9 protein-coding genes are annotated in these 14,668 nt (G+C 63.4%); 3 read left to right on the top strand and 6 right to left on the bottom strand.

What is annotated here, in order from left to right; genetic code table 11:
* Nucleotides 1-12: 12 nt before the first annotated feature.
* From NK667_RS07370 to NK667_RS07345, 6 genes are all read right to left on the bottom strand, one after another.
* Entirely contained in the window at nt 13-1,554 is a 1,542-nt protein-coding gene (locus NK667_RS07370) for a cytochrome c/ABC transporter substrate-binding protein (RefSeq protein WP_054614215.1), read from the bottom strand.
* Nucleotides 1,555-1,563: 9 nt separating this feature from the next.
* Nucleotides 1,564-2,184, bottom strand: coding sequence for an SCO family protein (locus tag NK667_RS07365; protein ID WP_054614214.1), 621 nt, complete (start codon nt 2,182-2,184; stop codon nt 1,564-1,566).
* Nucleotides 2,181-2,834: an SCO family protein gene (locus NK667_RS07360; RefSeq protein WP_054614213.1), complete on the bottom strand. Its 654-nt coding sequence runs from the start codon at nt 2,832-2,834 to the stop codon at nt 2,181-2,183. The genes NK667_RS07365 and NK667_RS07360 overlap by 4 nt, the downstream gene beginning before the upstream one ends.
* Before the next feature lies 1 nt (nt 2,835).
* On the bottom strand, nt 2,836-4,800 hold the full coding sequence (locus NK667_RS07355) for a YncE family protein (RefSeq protein WP_054614212.1): 1,965 nt from the start codon (nt 4,798-4,800) through the stop codon (nt 2,836-2,838).
* Between the two features lie 355 nt (nt 4,801-5,155).
* A complete protein-coding gene (gene mnxG / locus NK667_RS07350) occupies nt 5,156-10,960 on the bottom strand; it encodes a manganese-oxidizing multicopper oxidase MnxG (protein ID WP_054614211.1) in 5,805 nt (1,934 codons plus the stop codon).
* A 380-nt stretch (nt 10,961-11,340) separates the two neighbouring features.
* Complete coding sequence (locus NK667_RS07345; protein WP_054054529.1) at nt 11,341-11,949, bottom strand: lytic transglycosylase domain-containing protein; 609 nt, start codon at nt 11,947-11,949, stop codon at nt 11,341-11,343.
* 196 nt (nt 11,950-12,145) lie between these two features.
* On the opposite strand from NK667_RS07345, the gene gspG reads away from it, so the two are divergent.
* From gspG to NK667_RS07330, 3 genes are all read left to right on the top strand, one after another.
* Complete coding sequence (gene gspG, locus NK667_RS07340) at nt 12,146-12,580, top strand: type II secretion system major pseudopilin GspG (RefSeq protein ID WP_054054531.1); 435 nt, start codon at nt 12,146-12,148, stop codon at nt 12,578-12,580.
* Between the two features lie 14 nt (nt 12,581-12,594).
* Entirely contained in the window at nt 12,595-13,782 is a 1,188-nt protein-coding gene (locus NK667_RS07335) for a type II secretion system F family protein (RefSeq protein ID WP_054614210.1), read from the top strand.
* Nucleotides 13,783-13,931: 149 nt separating this feature from the next.
* Entirely contained in the window at nt 13,932-14,663 is a 732-nt protein-coding gene (locus NK667_RS07330) for a hypothetical protein (protein ID WP_054614209.1), read from the top strand.
* Nucleotides 14,664-14,668 lie beyond the last annotated feature (5 nt).

Genomic DNA, 14,668 nt, shown 5'->3' with positions numbered 1-14,668 from the left:
CGAAGCCTCCGGTCAGGGTGTAACGGCAATAGATTTGTAGGGTGCGACCAGGTAAAAACGCTGGTCGGACAGGTCCACGGTGACGATATGCGCGCCATTCAGGCCCAGGCGGCGGCCGGGGCCAAAGCTGATCCGTGGGGTCAGCCCGGTGTCGAAGTCGTGCAGGCCCTCGAGGGCGCTGATGAGTTTTTCGCGGCTGGCATCGCGCCCGGCCTGCTTCATGCCTTCGCTGAACAGCAGCATCGAACTGAACGCTCCCACTTGCAGCACCGCGTGTTCGCCACCGAGGCCCTGATGCTCGCGCAACAAGGTCAGGGCCGTGCGCCCGGACTGGGTCCAGTCGCTGGGCACAAACGGGTAAGCGAGGAACACCCGCCGGGAAAATCCGCTGGGGACTTGCAGCAACTCCCCCGCGACCTGATTCGATGCGGCGAACAGGTAAGGCACCTGCCCCGCTGTCTGCAAGCGTTCGGCCAGGTGACTGAAACCACCGCCGCTGCCCAGGTAAAACACTGAACGCGAGCCCAGCGGCAACTCGTCCTGAGCCGAGTCGTAGGCTTGCAATCGCACATCCTGCCAGGCGTGGGCCTGCAAATATTGGCCGAGGCTCTGCGCCGCCAGGCGTTGGCCGGGATCGTCCGGGTAGGCGATCAGTGTCGGCCCCGGCAGCACCCGCAGGCTGTCGGTGGCGTAGTCGGCCAGGGCGATCAGTTGTTCGCGCAAACCGGGCAACGGTTCGAAAATCTGCCGACTGGCCTGGGCTGTACCGAGCAGCGACAACGGGCCGATCAGCGGCACTCCGGCCCGCTCCAGGCGTGCCGCCAATTCGGTGTCCAGCGCCGGAACCAGCGGCGCGATCAGGGCGAACACTTGTTCCTGCTCGATCAAGCGGTCCAGAGCCTTTTCCGCACTTGCGCTGTCCGGGCCGGGATCGAGGATCGTCAGGCGCAGCGTGCGGCCATGAATCCCGCCCGCCTCATTGATCCGTGCCACGCTGCCCTGAAGCACCGCCGCCACGGTCGCGCCTTCATCGCGCAACAGCCCTTGGCTCGGCAACAAGGTGCCCAAGTGCAGGCTGTCGGCGTTCAGGCCCGGATCGCGGTCTTCGCCCAGGCGCTTGAGGTAGGCGCTGAGATCGCGTTGATCCTTCATCGACAGCACGAACCGTGGCATGGCCGGGTCGAGTCGATTGTTGCCGGGGTCGCGCCCTTCTTGAATCGCCCGCGCCAGTGTGCCCTCGGTGTAGGCCGGGTAATCGCGACCATTAATCTGCTGTTGGCCATAAACGCTGCTGAGCCGCGACCAATTCAGGTCCGGTGGCCGCACCCCGCCCTCCGCCCGGCCCTGGCCATCGGCGCCGTGGCAATTGGCGCACGGCAGGCTGGTGGCCGGCAGCACAATGTCCGCCGCACCGACCCGCGCCATCACCGGCTCGCCACTGCCTGACAGCCCTTCGCGGTACAAGCGTTTGCCCGCACTTTCGCTGGGGCTCAGCGGCAACGCGCTAGAGCTCAGGCTGAAGCTGGCGAGAAGGATCAGGAGGGCAATATTCATGGCCCGGACTCAGCGACCGACCACGGGCATTGTCAGCAACTGCAAGCGCTGGGCAATGGCGGCGGCGGGTGCATCGGGACGGATCTTGCTCCAGCGTTTGTTAGCCACGTCACCGACGATCAGTTGCGTGGAATGTTGCTCGGGCGTCGGCACGATCTGGCCGATGCGGCCCAGCACCAGATCCATTTGCGCCTTGTCGCCGGTTAAAAAAAGCCAGTGCGGGCCATCGACGCCCTGCTTCAAGGTGTAAGCCTTGAGTACCGCCGGGGTGTCCCGCAGCGGATCACTGGTAAGGGAAATGAAGGTGATGCCGTCCGCCTTGTCGCCCAGCACTTCGCGCACTTCCTTGAGCTTGCGGGTGATCAGCGGGCAGGCATCGGTGCAACTGGTGAAAATCACGTTGAGCAGCACCACACGGTTTTGCAGGGCATCGCTGTAGAAGCGCAGGGTGTTGCCGTTTTGGTCCTGTAACGGCGTGTCGGTGAACCAGGTCTGCGCATCGCGGGTGCCGGTTGCCGGTGCGGCGGCGGTCACGGTTGGCGCCTGCTCTGCGTGCTGTTCGTGGGAAAACGCGAGGAAGCTGATCACGCAAAAGCACATCGTCAGGAAGATCAAAATGAGGGCTTTCATGGCTGGTTCTCCATGGCGATAGCAGTGTGTTTGGCGTGGGCGTTGCGCTGGCCGCTGAGTTTTTCCACTTCACGGGTCAGCACCGTCGGGTCGGTAAAACCGTAATAGCGGGTCCAGTGGCGGCTGTTGCCGTCGCCGACCATGATCAGCGGCGCGTGGTTCTTGAAGTCACCGCTGAACGTACCGAGGCCCTTGAGGGTTTCGGTTACCGATTGCTGGCTGCCGGTGAGCCAGCTCCAGCCCGGGCCGTTCTGGAAACTGCGCGCGTAGTCGTTCAGGCGTTTGGGGTCATCGCGTTGCGGATCGATGCTGATCGACACCAGTTGCACCTCTTTGCCGACCCGCGCGCCGAGCTGTTTCTGCACCTTGCCCATGATCGAGGACACCACCGGGCAGACCGTGGTGCAACTGGTGTAGATGAAGCCCATGACCACGATTTTGTTGCTGATCAAGTCCTTTTCCAGGCGTACCGGTTTGCCGTTCTGGTCCACCAGCGCGACGTCGGCAAATTTCACCTGGGCGCTTTCCTGGGTCTTGGCCGGCGGCGCGTTGTGCCCGGCGTGTTCATCCGCCGAATGCGCCAGGACCTGGCCGATGCCGGTGGCCAACAGGCAGAACGTCAACAAGCCACGGTGTGCGAATCGGTTCATGTCAGTTTCCTCTTCGGTGGTCATCGCAGGGCAATACCCGGACGCTGGCAAAGGTCTTGTCATCGAAATTCGCGCCCAGGGATGCGGCACGCACATGCAGGTACCAGGCGCCACTCTGGTCGAGGGTCACCGGCGCTTCATACACGCCGTTGCCAACGTCCAGCGCCGCAACTTGCTGGGCCCGGGACGTCGGGGCGCGGAAGTAGCGCACCTGCACGTCCTTGACCCCGCTGCGCCGGGTTTTGTGTTGGCCCTCAACGATGCGAAAGCGCACGACATACGGGTCGCCAAGGTCGGCCGTGGACTTGTCGAGCATGAATTCCACTTTCGGCACGCCGGGGCGCTGGGCGAGGTTGCTGTCCGGTTCCACCAGGGCGCTGAAGCAGTGAATGATGTTCGGCTGGTTGAGCAGGAACGCCACGTCAAAACGCCCGGCCGGGGGCAGTTTGATCCGTGCGCTGTACAGCCCTGGCTCGACTTCCCGCAGGCTGCGGTCGATGACCATCGCGGCCCGCGCCACCTGCCCGCGATTGGGATAGCCGGACATCGGCGCGTTCATGCCTTCGGCGTAGAAGTAGGTGGTGTTGTCCACCGGGTTGACCACGAACACCGCGTTGTCGTCTCGCGACACTGCCAGGCTCGACGCCAGCGGCAAGTCACCGGCTAGCCGTGGTGCCTGGGGCCCGGCTTCGAAACCCTGGCTGATTGGCGTGCGACCTTCGCCGAGGGATGCGAGGTTGATCATCGTCACCTTGGCCGAAGCCAGTCCGCGCACGTAGGCGTAGGCCTTGGTGAACACCACTTGATAGGGTTCGGCGGAGACGTCGATTGAATGGATGCGCGCGTTGGTGGCGGCGTCGATCACTTCGGCGCGGTTTTCCAGGGTGTTGAGGGCGATGCCGAAGCGACCGTCAGCCGTGAAGCCCATCGGACCCAAGCCTTGGCTCAGCTTGATGATGCGTCGCACCGCCAGGCTGCTGGTGTCGACTACGGTGACGCTGCCGTCCTGGCCATCGGCGACGTACACCGCTTGGGACAGCGGCGAGTAGGCCACCGACAACGGGTGGGTGCCGGTCTTGAGTTGTTGGCTGATGGTCAAGGTGGCGATGTCGATAATGCTCAGGGTGCCGTCGTCGCGGTTGGTGACGAAGGCGTGGCGGCTGTCTTTGCTGAAGGCGATTTCGTGGTGACCTTTGCCGGTCGCGAGGTGTTTCAGGGTCTTGAGGCTGCGGCTGTCGATGACGGTGACGCCGGACTCCTCGGCGGTTTTGCCATTGTTGCCGACCCACAGCAGGCGCTCGTCCGGTTGCAGGGCTACGCGCACCGGGTTGTTGCCGGCAGCGACCGAGTCGATCTGTTTGAATTGTTCGCTGTCGATCACCGCTACTTCGCCGGCGGTGGGCATCGAGATGAACACGCGTTTGTTGTCTTTGGTGGTGACCCAATCCATCGGTGCTTGCTTGAGGTCGATGCGCGCCATGGTGCTGGTGATGCCGCCGACCGAGACCGATGGATCGACTACAGAGACGCTGGCATCGCGGTTCATCACCAGCAGGAAATAACTGTTCAGGTCGAGCATCGGACGTGCGCCGATGCTGGATTTGAGGAACACCCCGACCCGGGATTTGCAGCTTTGTTCACGGCCCTGGGCCTTGTCGGCGGCGACGGTTTCCGGGTCGAGCCAGGCACCGGGATTCACCCCTGACAGCGGTTGGCCGGAATTGCTGTCAGTGACGCGGAACTGCACATCGGCAAATCCGCCTTCACGCAGCACACCGTCCTCGGCCAGCGCCTGCACCTTGAAGTCCACCGCCACACCGTCACGGGCCAGCGTCTGGCCGCTCCAGGTGTCCGGCAGCGCCACCTCGCTGAGCATCGTGGGCGGCGCCGTGCGCCAGATACCCAGCCAGAGCAACACGGCGGCGACAACCAGCGCACACCCGGCAATTCTTATTGTCCTGTTCATACCGCGTCTCCCCTTACCCATCTGTGCCTGCCAAACCGGTCCCCTTGTGGGAGCGGGCTTGCTCGCGAAAGGGCCTTCACATTCACAATCGATGTCGCCTGCCCCACCGCCTTCGCGAGCAAGCCCGCTCCCACATTTGATCTCCAGTGGTCGCAGCATCTGTGCCCAACCCCACCCCACTGTGGGAGCGGGCTTGCTCGCGAAGGGGCCATCACATTCACCCTCGATGTCGCCTGACCCACCGCCTTCGCGAGCAAGCCCGCTCCCACATTCGATCGCCAGTGGGCGCAGTCCTTGTGTCCAGCCCTGCCCCCTGTGGGAGCGAGCTTGCTCGCGATGGCGTCATCCGCCTCTCCTACGGCGCCGGCGCCGGCTCCGGTTCGTTGGTCACCCGCAGCAATCCCCACAACCCGGCGGTGTTGCCGTAGGCGGCGTAGTCGCGGAACAGGTAGTCGCCCGGTATTGCGTTGCTGCCCCCGGCGCTCGGGTGCATGAAGCTGAAGTGCGCCGCTGGCAGGATGCTTTCATGGGCGCCGATGTACATCGACATCGGGTTGTAGCCGAACCGCACCGAGCCCACGCCTGGGGTGCTCATCGGATAGCCACCGGTATCGCTCTTCTCCGACTGGAACGGATTGACCGACCACACATGCCCATCCAGCTGGAAGGTCGAACCGCGACTGCCCCCGGTCGGCATCAGGATGTGGGTGCGGAACGGTTGCCCCGGTTTCACATACAGCACCGGCGTCTGCGGATCGCCGCCCACCAGCGCGTTGCTGTAGGCCATGTGCGCGTTCGGCACGTCGCCGTAACCGTTGCCGTCGGCATGCCCGAACGGTGCGTCCGGCGCCAGGCCGAAGCGGTACCACATCGGCTCGGTCTTGTAGTTGATCGCCATGCTTGAGTTGTCCTGCGGATCGGTCGGCACGCCGGCCTCCGAGGCAATACCTTCCACAGGACGACCATTGGCCCAGCGCATGTTCAGCGCCTTCTGCCAGACCATCGCAAAGTCGCGATAGGGGGTCTGCCCAGGGGCCGTGACCGTCGCCGACACTTTGCGTATGTCGTCAACCCAGGTCGCGCCGATCGGCAGGATGCTCATCGCACCACCGAGGCCTTTTTGCGGTTGCTTGATCACGTCCGCCGGGGTGAAATTCAACCCGCCGAACTCCACCGCCGTGGCGTTGATGTTGTCGACGCTGCGGCCCAGTTGCGAGATCGGCTTGCCTTCGCGCTCCAGGTGCCCCGCGTAGTACTGATACGTGCGAGTCGGGTACGCACCGCTGTTGCCGACCCGAGGTGGTACGGTCTGGATCGGGTTGGCACCGACATTGGTCCCGTCGGATTTGGTGATGTCATAGGCCAGCAATTGCGCGTGCAGGCCAACATGGCTCGACGGCCGCATCAAGTTGTTACTGAAGGTCGTAGAGCCTTCGCCACCGTTGCGATCACGCTTGACCATCCCCATCACCGAGGCCGTCTGGGTCAAGTCCGGCATCACGCTCGGCAGACGGTTTTCCAGGGTGATGTTGATGCAGTCACCGGCCGCCGCGCGCAGCACCAGCGGTTCGACTGGCACACCGGGTTTCAACTTGCCGGTGACCGGGTCGAGGTCGGATTTGCGCACGTAGAGGATCGCGGTCGGGTCATGCAACGGACCGCTTTGCCCGCCGATGGTGAAGGTCGTCCCGTCCTCGGGATCGGTCACGGTCACTTGCGGAATGCTCACCGCCCGCGAGTTGTAGACCAGCGTGCCCCCCGCCGGATTCAACGGCCCGCCCACGTGTTGACCGAGCCCCGCCGGGTCACCCATGGACAGGCCCAGCGGATTGCCGAGGATGTCGTTGGCCAGCACCGCGACAACTTCATAGTTGCGCTGCACGGTGGGCCGGGTGCCGATGCCATTGGGGTTGGCGCCGATCCGTGGGCAACTGCCGTCGAACGCCACGGTGTTGCGCATGCCCGCCGGTTTCGGGTTGTTCGGCAGTGCGAACAGGTCGTTGCGCTGGGCCGTGTAGTTGCGCATCACGCCCCAGATCCCGCTCCAGTAGCCTTCCAGGGAGGCGTCCATCGAGTACAGATAATCCCCGGTGGTCGCCGCCGAACTGGAGAGCATCGAGACCGGCGCAATGAAGCCCATCTGCTCGGAAATCCCGATCATCTGCGACGAACGCCAGCCGGAGTTGGAGCTGTTGCCGAAACCGGAACCGCTTTGCAGCCACTTCACGCCGTGCAGGGTCACGTTGTGCTCTTCTTCGTGACCGCCGGCATGCACCCGCAGCCGCACGTTGTCACCGGTATAAGTGCGCAACATCGGCGTGAACGGATCACCTGGTTCGGCGCCGCCCTTGTTGATGTGCGGCGGGAACAGTGTGGTACCGCCGGTAGGACCGGTGGCTGCAGTGACCAGGTTCGGCGCCAGGTTCATCGCCGGGATCGCACGGTCGGTGCGGCTTTGCATCGCATACGCCAGGTCGCCGCCGAGGCCGTCGGCCTGCATGCCGCGCTTGCCGTCCGGGCCGACCTTGTTCGGGTCGTACACCCGCAGGGCCAGCGGTTCATTACGGTAATTGACCACGAACATGCCAGGGTCATCCACCGAGATGGCTTGCGGGCAAGGTCGGCTTGGGCAGCCGGGCGTCAAGCCACCGCGAGCTTCGATCACCTGCTCAAGCAGGGTCTCGGCTTCCTTGCGCACCGGCGGATTGATCGAGTAGCGGAAGCTGTCGGCGGTGGCCGGGAACGCTTGTGGATTCGGCACGCCATCCGGTCCGGCGCCCACATACACACCGGCTTCATAGGCGTGCTGGAAGTCGCTGTATTCGAGGAAGAACTCGCGGAAGCTGTCGTTCTTGCCATCGCCGTCGATGTCCCCGGTGGACACCACCGCTTGCCACGACGTCGGCCCGCCATCCTGACGCGCGCCGCTGTACAACGGCTCGCCGGTTTCAGCGTGGAACCAGGTGGAACCGGCCGGTTCAGCCAGCACAGTGGCGTACAGGCCAATCTGTTGGTGAGTCGATGGGCCTAAGTGGTCGTGGGTGAAAATCGTCCCGAGACCACGGTCGACACCTTTGGCGTTCACCACCGGATCGACAAACCAGCGCTGCATCGCCGTGCGCGCCCCCACCCAGTCCGCCCGGCCATATTGACCGAAGAACGGGTGAGTCTTGGCTTTCGGGCAGGCCGGCGTGCCGTCACGCGGGTCGGTGCCTTCGCACTGGTTGAACTCGCGAATCGCGTGGATGCGTTCTTGCACGGCACCTGGAGAAAGCACGCCGTCTTCGTAGTTCCAGCCGTTGGCCGAACCGTCGGCGGCAGTCAGGTCCCATTTCGGCAGGTGAATGTGCTGGCCGATCACGTCAGTCGGCGTACGCACTTGATAGTCGTCCATCTCATAGGTGGCCGGCACCAGGTTGGTTTGCTGGTATTGCACGCAGTCGAAGGTGTTCATGCGCATCACCAGTGGCTCTGGCGGACGCTGCTTGGTAATGACAGGCCAGGCGTCTTCCCACAGGGCCAGGATGCGCGCTTGCGGGAAGTGGTAGCCGACCTTGTTGTACACCGCGTCGAACTGGATGTTCGCGGCTTTGTAGATGCGCGGACGGTCGGCGGTGAAGGTCGAGGAACCGGTGTATGACATGCCGTCGACCCGCTCGCCGCTGTTGAACTCGCCCATGCCGGCGCTGGCGGTCAGGCGTTTTTGCCGGTCGTCCATGCACGGTTCGTAGTACGGCGCACCGGCAATCGGCAACGCGCCGTTGGTGCGGAACGCCTTGGCCACGATTTGATTACCGGGCAGCAGCGCAAAGCTTGGGTGATCCTTTTTCGCGTGGAAGGCCATGGCCGCCTGTTCGACTTCGGTGCCCTCTTCCGGCATGTAGATTGGTTTGGCGCGGGTCACTTCCTTGGAGAAATCCAGCGAGGTGGTCACGGTGTGGGCCAGGCCACCTGAGGAGAAACCGTCGAGGGAATGCCGGCCCAGACCGCCGTCCCAACCACCGGACTGCGCCGGGTCGAGATTGGCCCACAGGGCTTTGCCACTGCTTTTCAGGGACTGCGCCTTGGCGGCGTCGAGCATGTCCAGCGGTGGTGTTGGCGGACGTTGCCCGACCGAACTTTCCATGCCGCCGATCCAGAATGGATAGCCAGGGTTTTTCAGGCTGCCGTCAGCGTTGCGGTTGGCTTCGCTGCGATCCACCAGGGCCAGGGAACCGATGGCTTGAGCGCCACCGCCATGGTGTTCGCCGTCATCATCGTCGTCATCGTCATCGTCATGACCAGCCACCAGGGTTTCGCCGATTTTCGGCACCACGGCAACTTTGCCCGGCATCGGCGCCATGGCTTTACCGGGTAGCGGCACGACGGCTGGAATCGGCGTCCCGGCGATAATCTCGCCATCAGGCAAGGCTCGGGCGCCTGAGGCTGGTTTGCCGCTGCGCAAGGCGTAGGGTTCGCTGTGATAACCGTCGGCGCCTTGCTGCGACACCTCAAGTTTGGTGCCTTCTTCGAACACATCGTGGACCCGCCACATGCTCCACATGCCTTGGGCGAAGTGCGGGTAGAAGTGGCAGTGATAAATCGCATCGCCGGCCACGCGGTTGCGGTTGCCCGAACCACCGTTGGCGATTTCGTAGGTGTAGCCGGCGCCCGGACCGATGCCCTGGGCGTCCACATAGTCGGAGTTATCGTCGTTCGGGTTGAACAACCACTGATGGCCGTGCAAATGGAAGATGTGCTGCTCGTGGCCGTTGTGGGTGTTGCGGAATTTGACGAAGTCGCCGATGTAGCTGTGGTTGACGTTGGACGGCTCGGACGGATACAGCGCCATCGTCGCCTTGACCCCGATCTGATCGGCACGCGGCGTTTCGCCGGGGCGAATGTTTTCCAGGCCGGCGTTGGCCGGTACGTCCACCAGCATTGCCACGTCGCCCACGGTGTGGGAACTGAGGAAGAATTCTTCATAGGCGCAGGACAGGCAATCGTGCATCGGCCCGACGCCCAAACGGTTGGCCACCACCTCGGCGCCCATGCCGCCGGAGCCGTAGTTGATCATGAACGAATCGCGGGTCGGCTCCAGCACGTGGGCCATCACCGGGTCGGCCCAATAGGCCGGGAAGGCTTGGGTGGCGGCGGTTTCATCCTGGAATTGCGAGGCGAAATCACGGAACGGTTCGAGCCGATTGGGGATCGCCGGGTTGCGTTTGCCAACGGCTTCCAGCGGATAGGTCGAGGCCGGGAAGCTACCGTCGGCGTTGCTGCCCATCACGATCGCGTCGCTCTCGCTGGAAATGATTTCATTGCCATCGACCATGCCGATGATCGGCGTGCCGGCCTTACCTTCTCGGATCCACGGCTCGCGCTGCGGGTAGCGCGCCTGGTAGTCGACAATCGGTTGGCCGGTCGGCGTGCGGCCGCTGCTGGCCAGGCGCATTTCTTCTTCGGTGACGGTGTTGCGATAGGTGCGGCCGCCCTTGGGCACCACCACCACTTCGCCGAACAGACCGTTGGCGACGTTGCCTGCATCGCCTTCACCACCGAATGTCGCGCCACGACTGCTGGCAGCGAATGCGCCTTCGCGCTCGGCGTACAAGGTGTAGGAACGGCTGGCGCCGGGGGCGATCAGGCTGTTGGCGTTGCGCCCGGTGTAAGAGGCGATGTCGTCGATGCTGGTGACCGCCTGCATGCCGTTGACCTGGAAGCCGACGTGGCGGTCGGTGACTTGTTCGTCGACCTTGAAATCATCGACATTGCCGATTTCGCCCTCCTCTTCTTCCCCGCTTTCATGGCTGCCGGGATTGGCCTGATAGGCCAGCAGGTTTTGCAGGTTGATGGTCAGGCAATCACCGGCGGCGACGCGCAGCACCAGCGGACGCGGACGCTTGTCGGGCCGCAGCGAAACCTTGCCCGGCACCGCCGAACCACCCTGGGCCAGGGAGCGATCATGGTCGTCGACCACATCGCGACGCAGGGCGAACATCATGCCGTTGGCGTTCTGTGCACCGAGGCGGTTGAACATCAGCGGCTGATCGAACGCCACGACGTTCGCTACCAGATTGCGCTCGCAGCGCACGGCGGCTTCAGCCAGCTGCAGGCCAAACATCGGCGCTAAAAACAGCAGCAGGTTAACCAGGTGATGAGCGTGTGGTATGCCGGTCATGATCACGGGCCTCGCTTTGGGTGCTCACAGGAATAATTCTCGACAACTCCGGTTGAGCAATCCGCATGCCATAAATAATTTGTCGGTTTATCAACAACTTAAAGTTACGAGTTAATCAATCGGGGGAAATAACCCACCCCCATTCCCCACTTTCCAACCACGTTTGGCGACTATTTCCCCTGTAGCAGCTGCCGAGCTCCGGCGAGTCTGCGTTCGGCGGCGAAGCCGTCGTGAGATCAGGCGGCGCGGTGTCTCAGGTCAAACGTGTGCTAAGGGTTTGCGACGGCTTTGCCGCCGAACGCAGCCTCGCCAGGCTCGGCAGCTGCTACGGGGTACCCGGTTTGCCCCACATTTGGGGCAACCTGCCCCACGACCGTCGATCACAACGGCGCATCCACGGCCAGGCCCTGCAAGCGTCGGTATTGGCGCAAGACACTGGGCACGTAACGCTGGGTTTCGGCGAACGGCGGGATCACCCCGCCACGGCTGAGCACCGCTTGCGGCCCGGCGTTGTAGGCCGCCACGGCGAGGCTGATGTCGTTGTCGAACAAGGTCAGCAAACGCTTGAGATAACGCGCGCCGCCCTGGATGTTGGCCTTGGGGTCATAGACGTCGTTCACCCCCAGTTCCCGGGCGGTGTCGGGCATCAATTGCATCAACCCGCCGGCGCCTTTGGCGGAGGTCGCGTCGGCGTTGTAGTGCGACTCGGCCTGGATCACCGCGTGCAGCAGCGCCGCCGGCAATTGATTGGCCGTGGCCGCTGCCGAAACCAGCTCGGCATAGGGCTGGCGGGCGATCATTTGTGGTTGCTGATCCATGCTCAGCTGGGCGGTTTCGGGCTCGTGAATTACCCGTTCATAGTGCCGTCCGGGACGGTGGACATTGGACAGAACGTAGCTGCCCTTGGAGTCCATGGAAACGAAGACATCGGCCTGGGCGATGCCGGTCAGCAGCAGCGTGCCGAGCAGTCCTGCGGTGAGATTTTTCATGTTTCATACCTCCCCTGGCCGGCCCCGAAAAACGGGGCTTTTGCCCCAATGGCCGGTAGTCAACCAGCCATACGCAAGCACTGTGCCGTCGGCGCCAAGGCCCGGATCACAAGGGGTCCAGCGGTATCGCCAAACGTGAGCATGGCAATTGCATAAGCCTTCTCAGCGACTCTGCTGCCGACTGGATGAGGTCATCATGAATCAGCGTCTGTGTTCCGCCCCGCGTTCCCAAAGCGGGTTCACCTTGCTCGAATTGTTGGTGGTGTTGGTGGTGCTTGGCCTGTTGGCCGGCATCGTCGCGCCGAAGTATTTCGCCCAGCTCGGGCGCTCGGAAGTGAAGGTCGCCAAGGCGCAGATCGAAGGCCTGAGCAAGGCACTCGATCTGTACCGTTTGGAGGTCGGCCACTACCCGTCCACCGAGCAGGGTTTGCAGGCGCTGGTCACCGCGCCCAGCGATGAAACCCGCTGGACTGGCCCGTACTTGCAGAAAAAACTGCCCCAAGACCCGTGGGGCCGTAACTACAACTACCGCTACCCCGGGGAAAACAGCGAGTACGACTTGCTGTCGATGGGCAAGGACGGACAACCCGGCGGCGAAGGCGAAAACGCTGAAGTCACTAACTGGCAATGACCGGAGCGACGCCCATGCGCTTTCATCTCAAGGCTGTCGGCAAGGCCGGCGTGGTCTCGATGACCGTCGAAGCCCCCGGCCATAGCGAAGCCCGACGCATCGTCGAAGACCAGGGCTTGCGCGTGGTCAGCCTGCAGGCCGAGCGGCACTGGCGGGCCTTGCGCCTGCGCCAGCGCGAGACCTTCAACCTGGTGCTGTTCAGCCAGGAGCTGACCACGTTGCTGAACGCCGGCCTGCCGTTGATCGACGCGCTGGAAAGCCTGGCGGAAAAGGAAAGCGCGCCCCAGGCCCGCAAGACCCTGAGCGAGCTGGTGCGCCTGCTGTATGAGGGCAAATCGTTCTCCCAGGCGCTGGGCCAGTTGTCGGCGGTGTTCCCGCCGCTCTACGTGGCGCTGGTGCAGTCCAGCGAGAAGACAGGCGCCGTGGGCGAGGCGCTCGGGCGCTACGTCAGCTATCGCCAACGCATGGACGAGGTTCGGCAGAAGATCATCAGCGCCTCGATCTACCCGCTGCTGCTGTTGATTGTCGGCGGTGGCGTGGTGCTGTTTCTGATGGGCTATGTGGTGCCGCGCTTCAGCCTGGTGTTCGAAGGCCTAGGTTCGAACCTGCCCTGGATGTCGCAGGTCCTGATGACCAGCGGCATGTTCCTGCACACGCACCAGATGGAATTTTTCGGCTCGCTGGCAGCGATCATCGTCGCCCTCGCCTTCCTCCAGCGCCAACCGGCCTTTCGTCGGGGCGTGGACCGCTTGATCGAAAAACTCCCGGCAGTGCATCAGCGGATCTTCATGTACGAACTGGCGCGCTTCTACCGTTCCCTGGGGATTCTGCTGCAGGGCGGGATACCGCTCGTCACCGCCATGGGCATGGTCCGCGGCCTGCTCACCGTCGCCTCGCGCACACGCCTGGACCAGGCCTGCGAACGGGTGCGCGAAGGTCAGTCGCTGTCCACCGCGCTGGAACTCAACCATTTGGTGACCCCGGTCTCCCTGCGTTTGCTGCGTGCGGGCGAGCAGTCCGGCAACCTCGGGCAAATGATGGAACGCAGCGCCGACTTCTACGACGAAGAAATCAGCCGCTGGCTCGAGTGGTTCGTGCGCCTGTTCGAACCGTTGCTGATGACCTTCATCGGCCTGCTGATCGGGGTCATCGTGATCCTGATGTACATGCCGATTTTCGAACTGGCTTCGAGTATTCACTGACCCTCTGGAACGGGTCGAGCACTACCGTGCATCGGTCATTAACGTCTCGAATGAATAAATCGGAACGCTGATGTGTTTACGAACTGAATCAGGCAGCACGTTGCAGTGTTCATCAACGTTCCAACTTGAATAAAAAGACGGAGAACGACATGCACATCAACAAGCTTTTACTTGCAGTAGCTATTGGCGCAGTTCTGTCGGCGTCTACCGTTCTGATTCCGGACAGCCTGTCCGGTGTGTCGAGCGCACAAGCCAAGGATGGTGGCAGTGGCGGCGGTGGCTCCGGTGGTGGGGGCGGCGGTTCCGGCGGCGGTGGCGGAGGTTCTGGCGGCGGTGGCGGTTCGGGCGGTGGCGGCGGAGGTTCTGGCGGCGGTGGTGGCTCGGGCGGTGGTGGCGGCGGATCTGGTGGTGGATCTGGCGGCGGTGGCAGCGGCAATGGCGGCAGTCACGGCGGCAATGGCAGTAGTGGCAACGGTGGAAACAGCAGCGGTCACAGCGGCAGCGACCATGGATCGGGGCAAGCCGGCAATGCCTCAAACTCCGGACGCAGCGGCACCCATGCCGAGCGTGGGGATGATCATGGGGTTCATCGCTCGGGTGAGCTGGGTGACGACCATGGCGTGCATCGTTCGGGCGAACTGGGTGACGACCACGGCGTGCATCGCTCGGGTGAACTGGGTGATGACCACGGCGTGCATCGTTCGGGTGAACTGGGTGACGACCACGGCGTGCATCGCTCGGGTGAACTAGGCGATGACCATGGCGTGCATCGCGCCGGTGAACTGGGCGACAACCGTGGCGTGCATGCGGTTGGCCAGGTAGCCGATGACCGTGGCGTTCACGTCGGCGGCGAACCGGGCGACGACAAACGGGCTAACTGACCTGC

It is taken from the genome of Pseudomonas nunensis (assembly GCF_024296925.1).
Taxonomy (GTDB): Bacteria; Pseudomonadota; Gammaproteobacteria; order Pseudomonadales; family Pseudomonadaceae; genus Aquipseudomonas; species Aquipseudomonas nunensis.
This window is presented reverse-complemented; position numbering and strand designations above follow the sequence as displayed.

Excerpts from the sequence above, each read along its gene's own strand:
- NK667_RS07370 (WP_054614215.1), bottom strand. The coding sequence starts at position 1,554 with ATGAATATTGCCCTCCTGATCCTTCTCGCCAGCTTCAGCCTGAGCTCT.
- NK667_RS07365 (WP_054614214.1), bottom strand. The coding sequence starts at position 2,184 with ATGAAAGCCCTCATTTTGATCTTCCTGACGATGTGCTTTTGCGTGATC.
- NK667_RS07360 (WP_054614213.1), bottom strand. The coding sequence starts at position 2,834 with ATGAACCGATTCGCACACCGTGGCTTGTTGACGTTCTGCCTGTTGGCC.
- NK667_RS07355 (WP_054614212.1), bottom strand. The coding sequence starts at position 4,800 with ATGAACAGGACAATAAGAATTGCCGGGTGTGCGCTGGTTGTCGCCGCC.
- mnxG (WP_054614211.1), bottom strand. The coding sequence starts at position 10,960 with ATGACCGGCATACCACACGCTCATCACCTGGTTAACCTGCTGCTGTTT.
- NK667_RS07345 (WP_054054529.1), bottom strand. The coding sequence starts at position 11,949 with ATGAAAAATCTCACCGCAGGACTGCTCGGCACGCTGCTGCTGACCGGC.
- gspG (WP_054054531.1), top strand. The coding sequence starts at position 12,146 with ATGAATCAGCGTCTGTGTTCCGCCCCGCGTTCCCAAAGCGGGTTCACC.
- NK667_RS07335 (WP_054614210.1), top strand. The coding sequence starts at position 12,595 with ATGCGCTTTCATCTCAAGGCTGTCGGCAAGGCCGGCGTGGTCTCGATG.
- NK667_RS07330 (WP_054614209.1), top strand. The coding sequence starts at position 13,932 with ATGCACATCAACAAGCTTTTACTTGCAGTAGCTATTGGCGCAGTTCTG.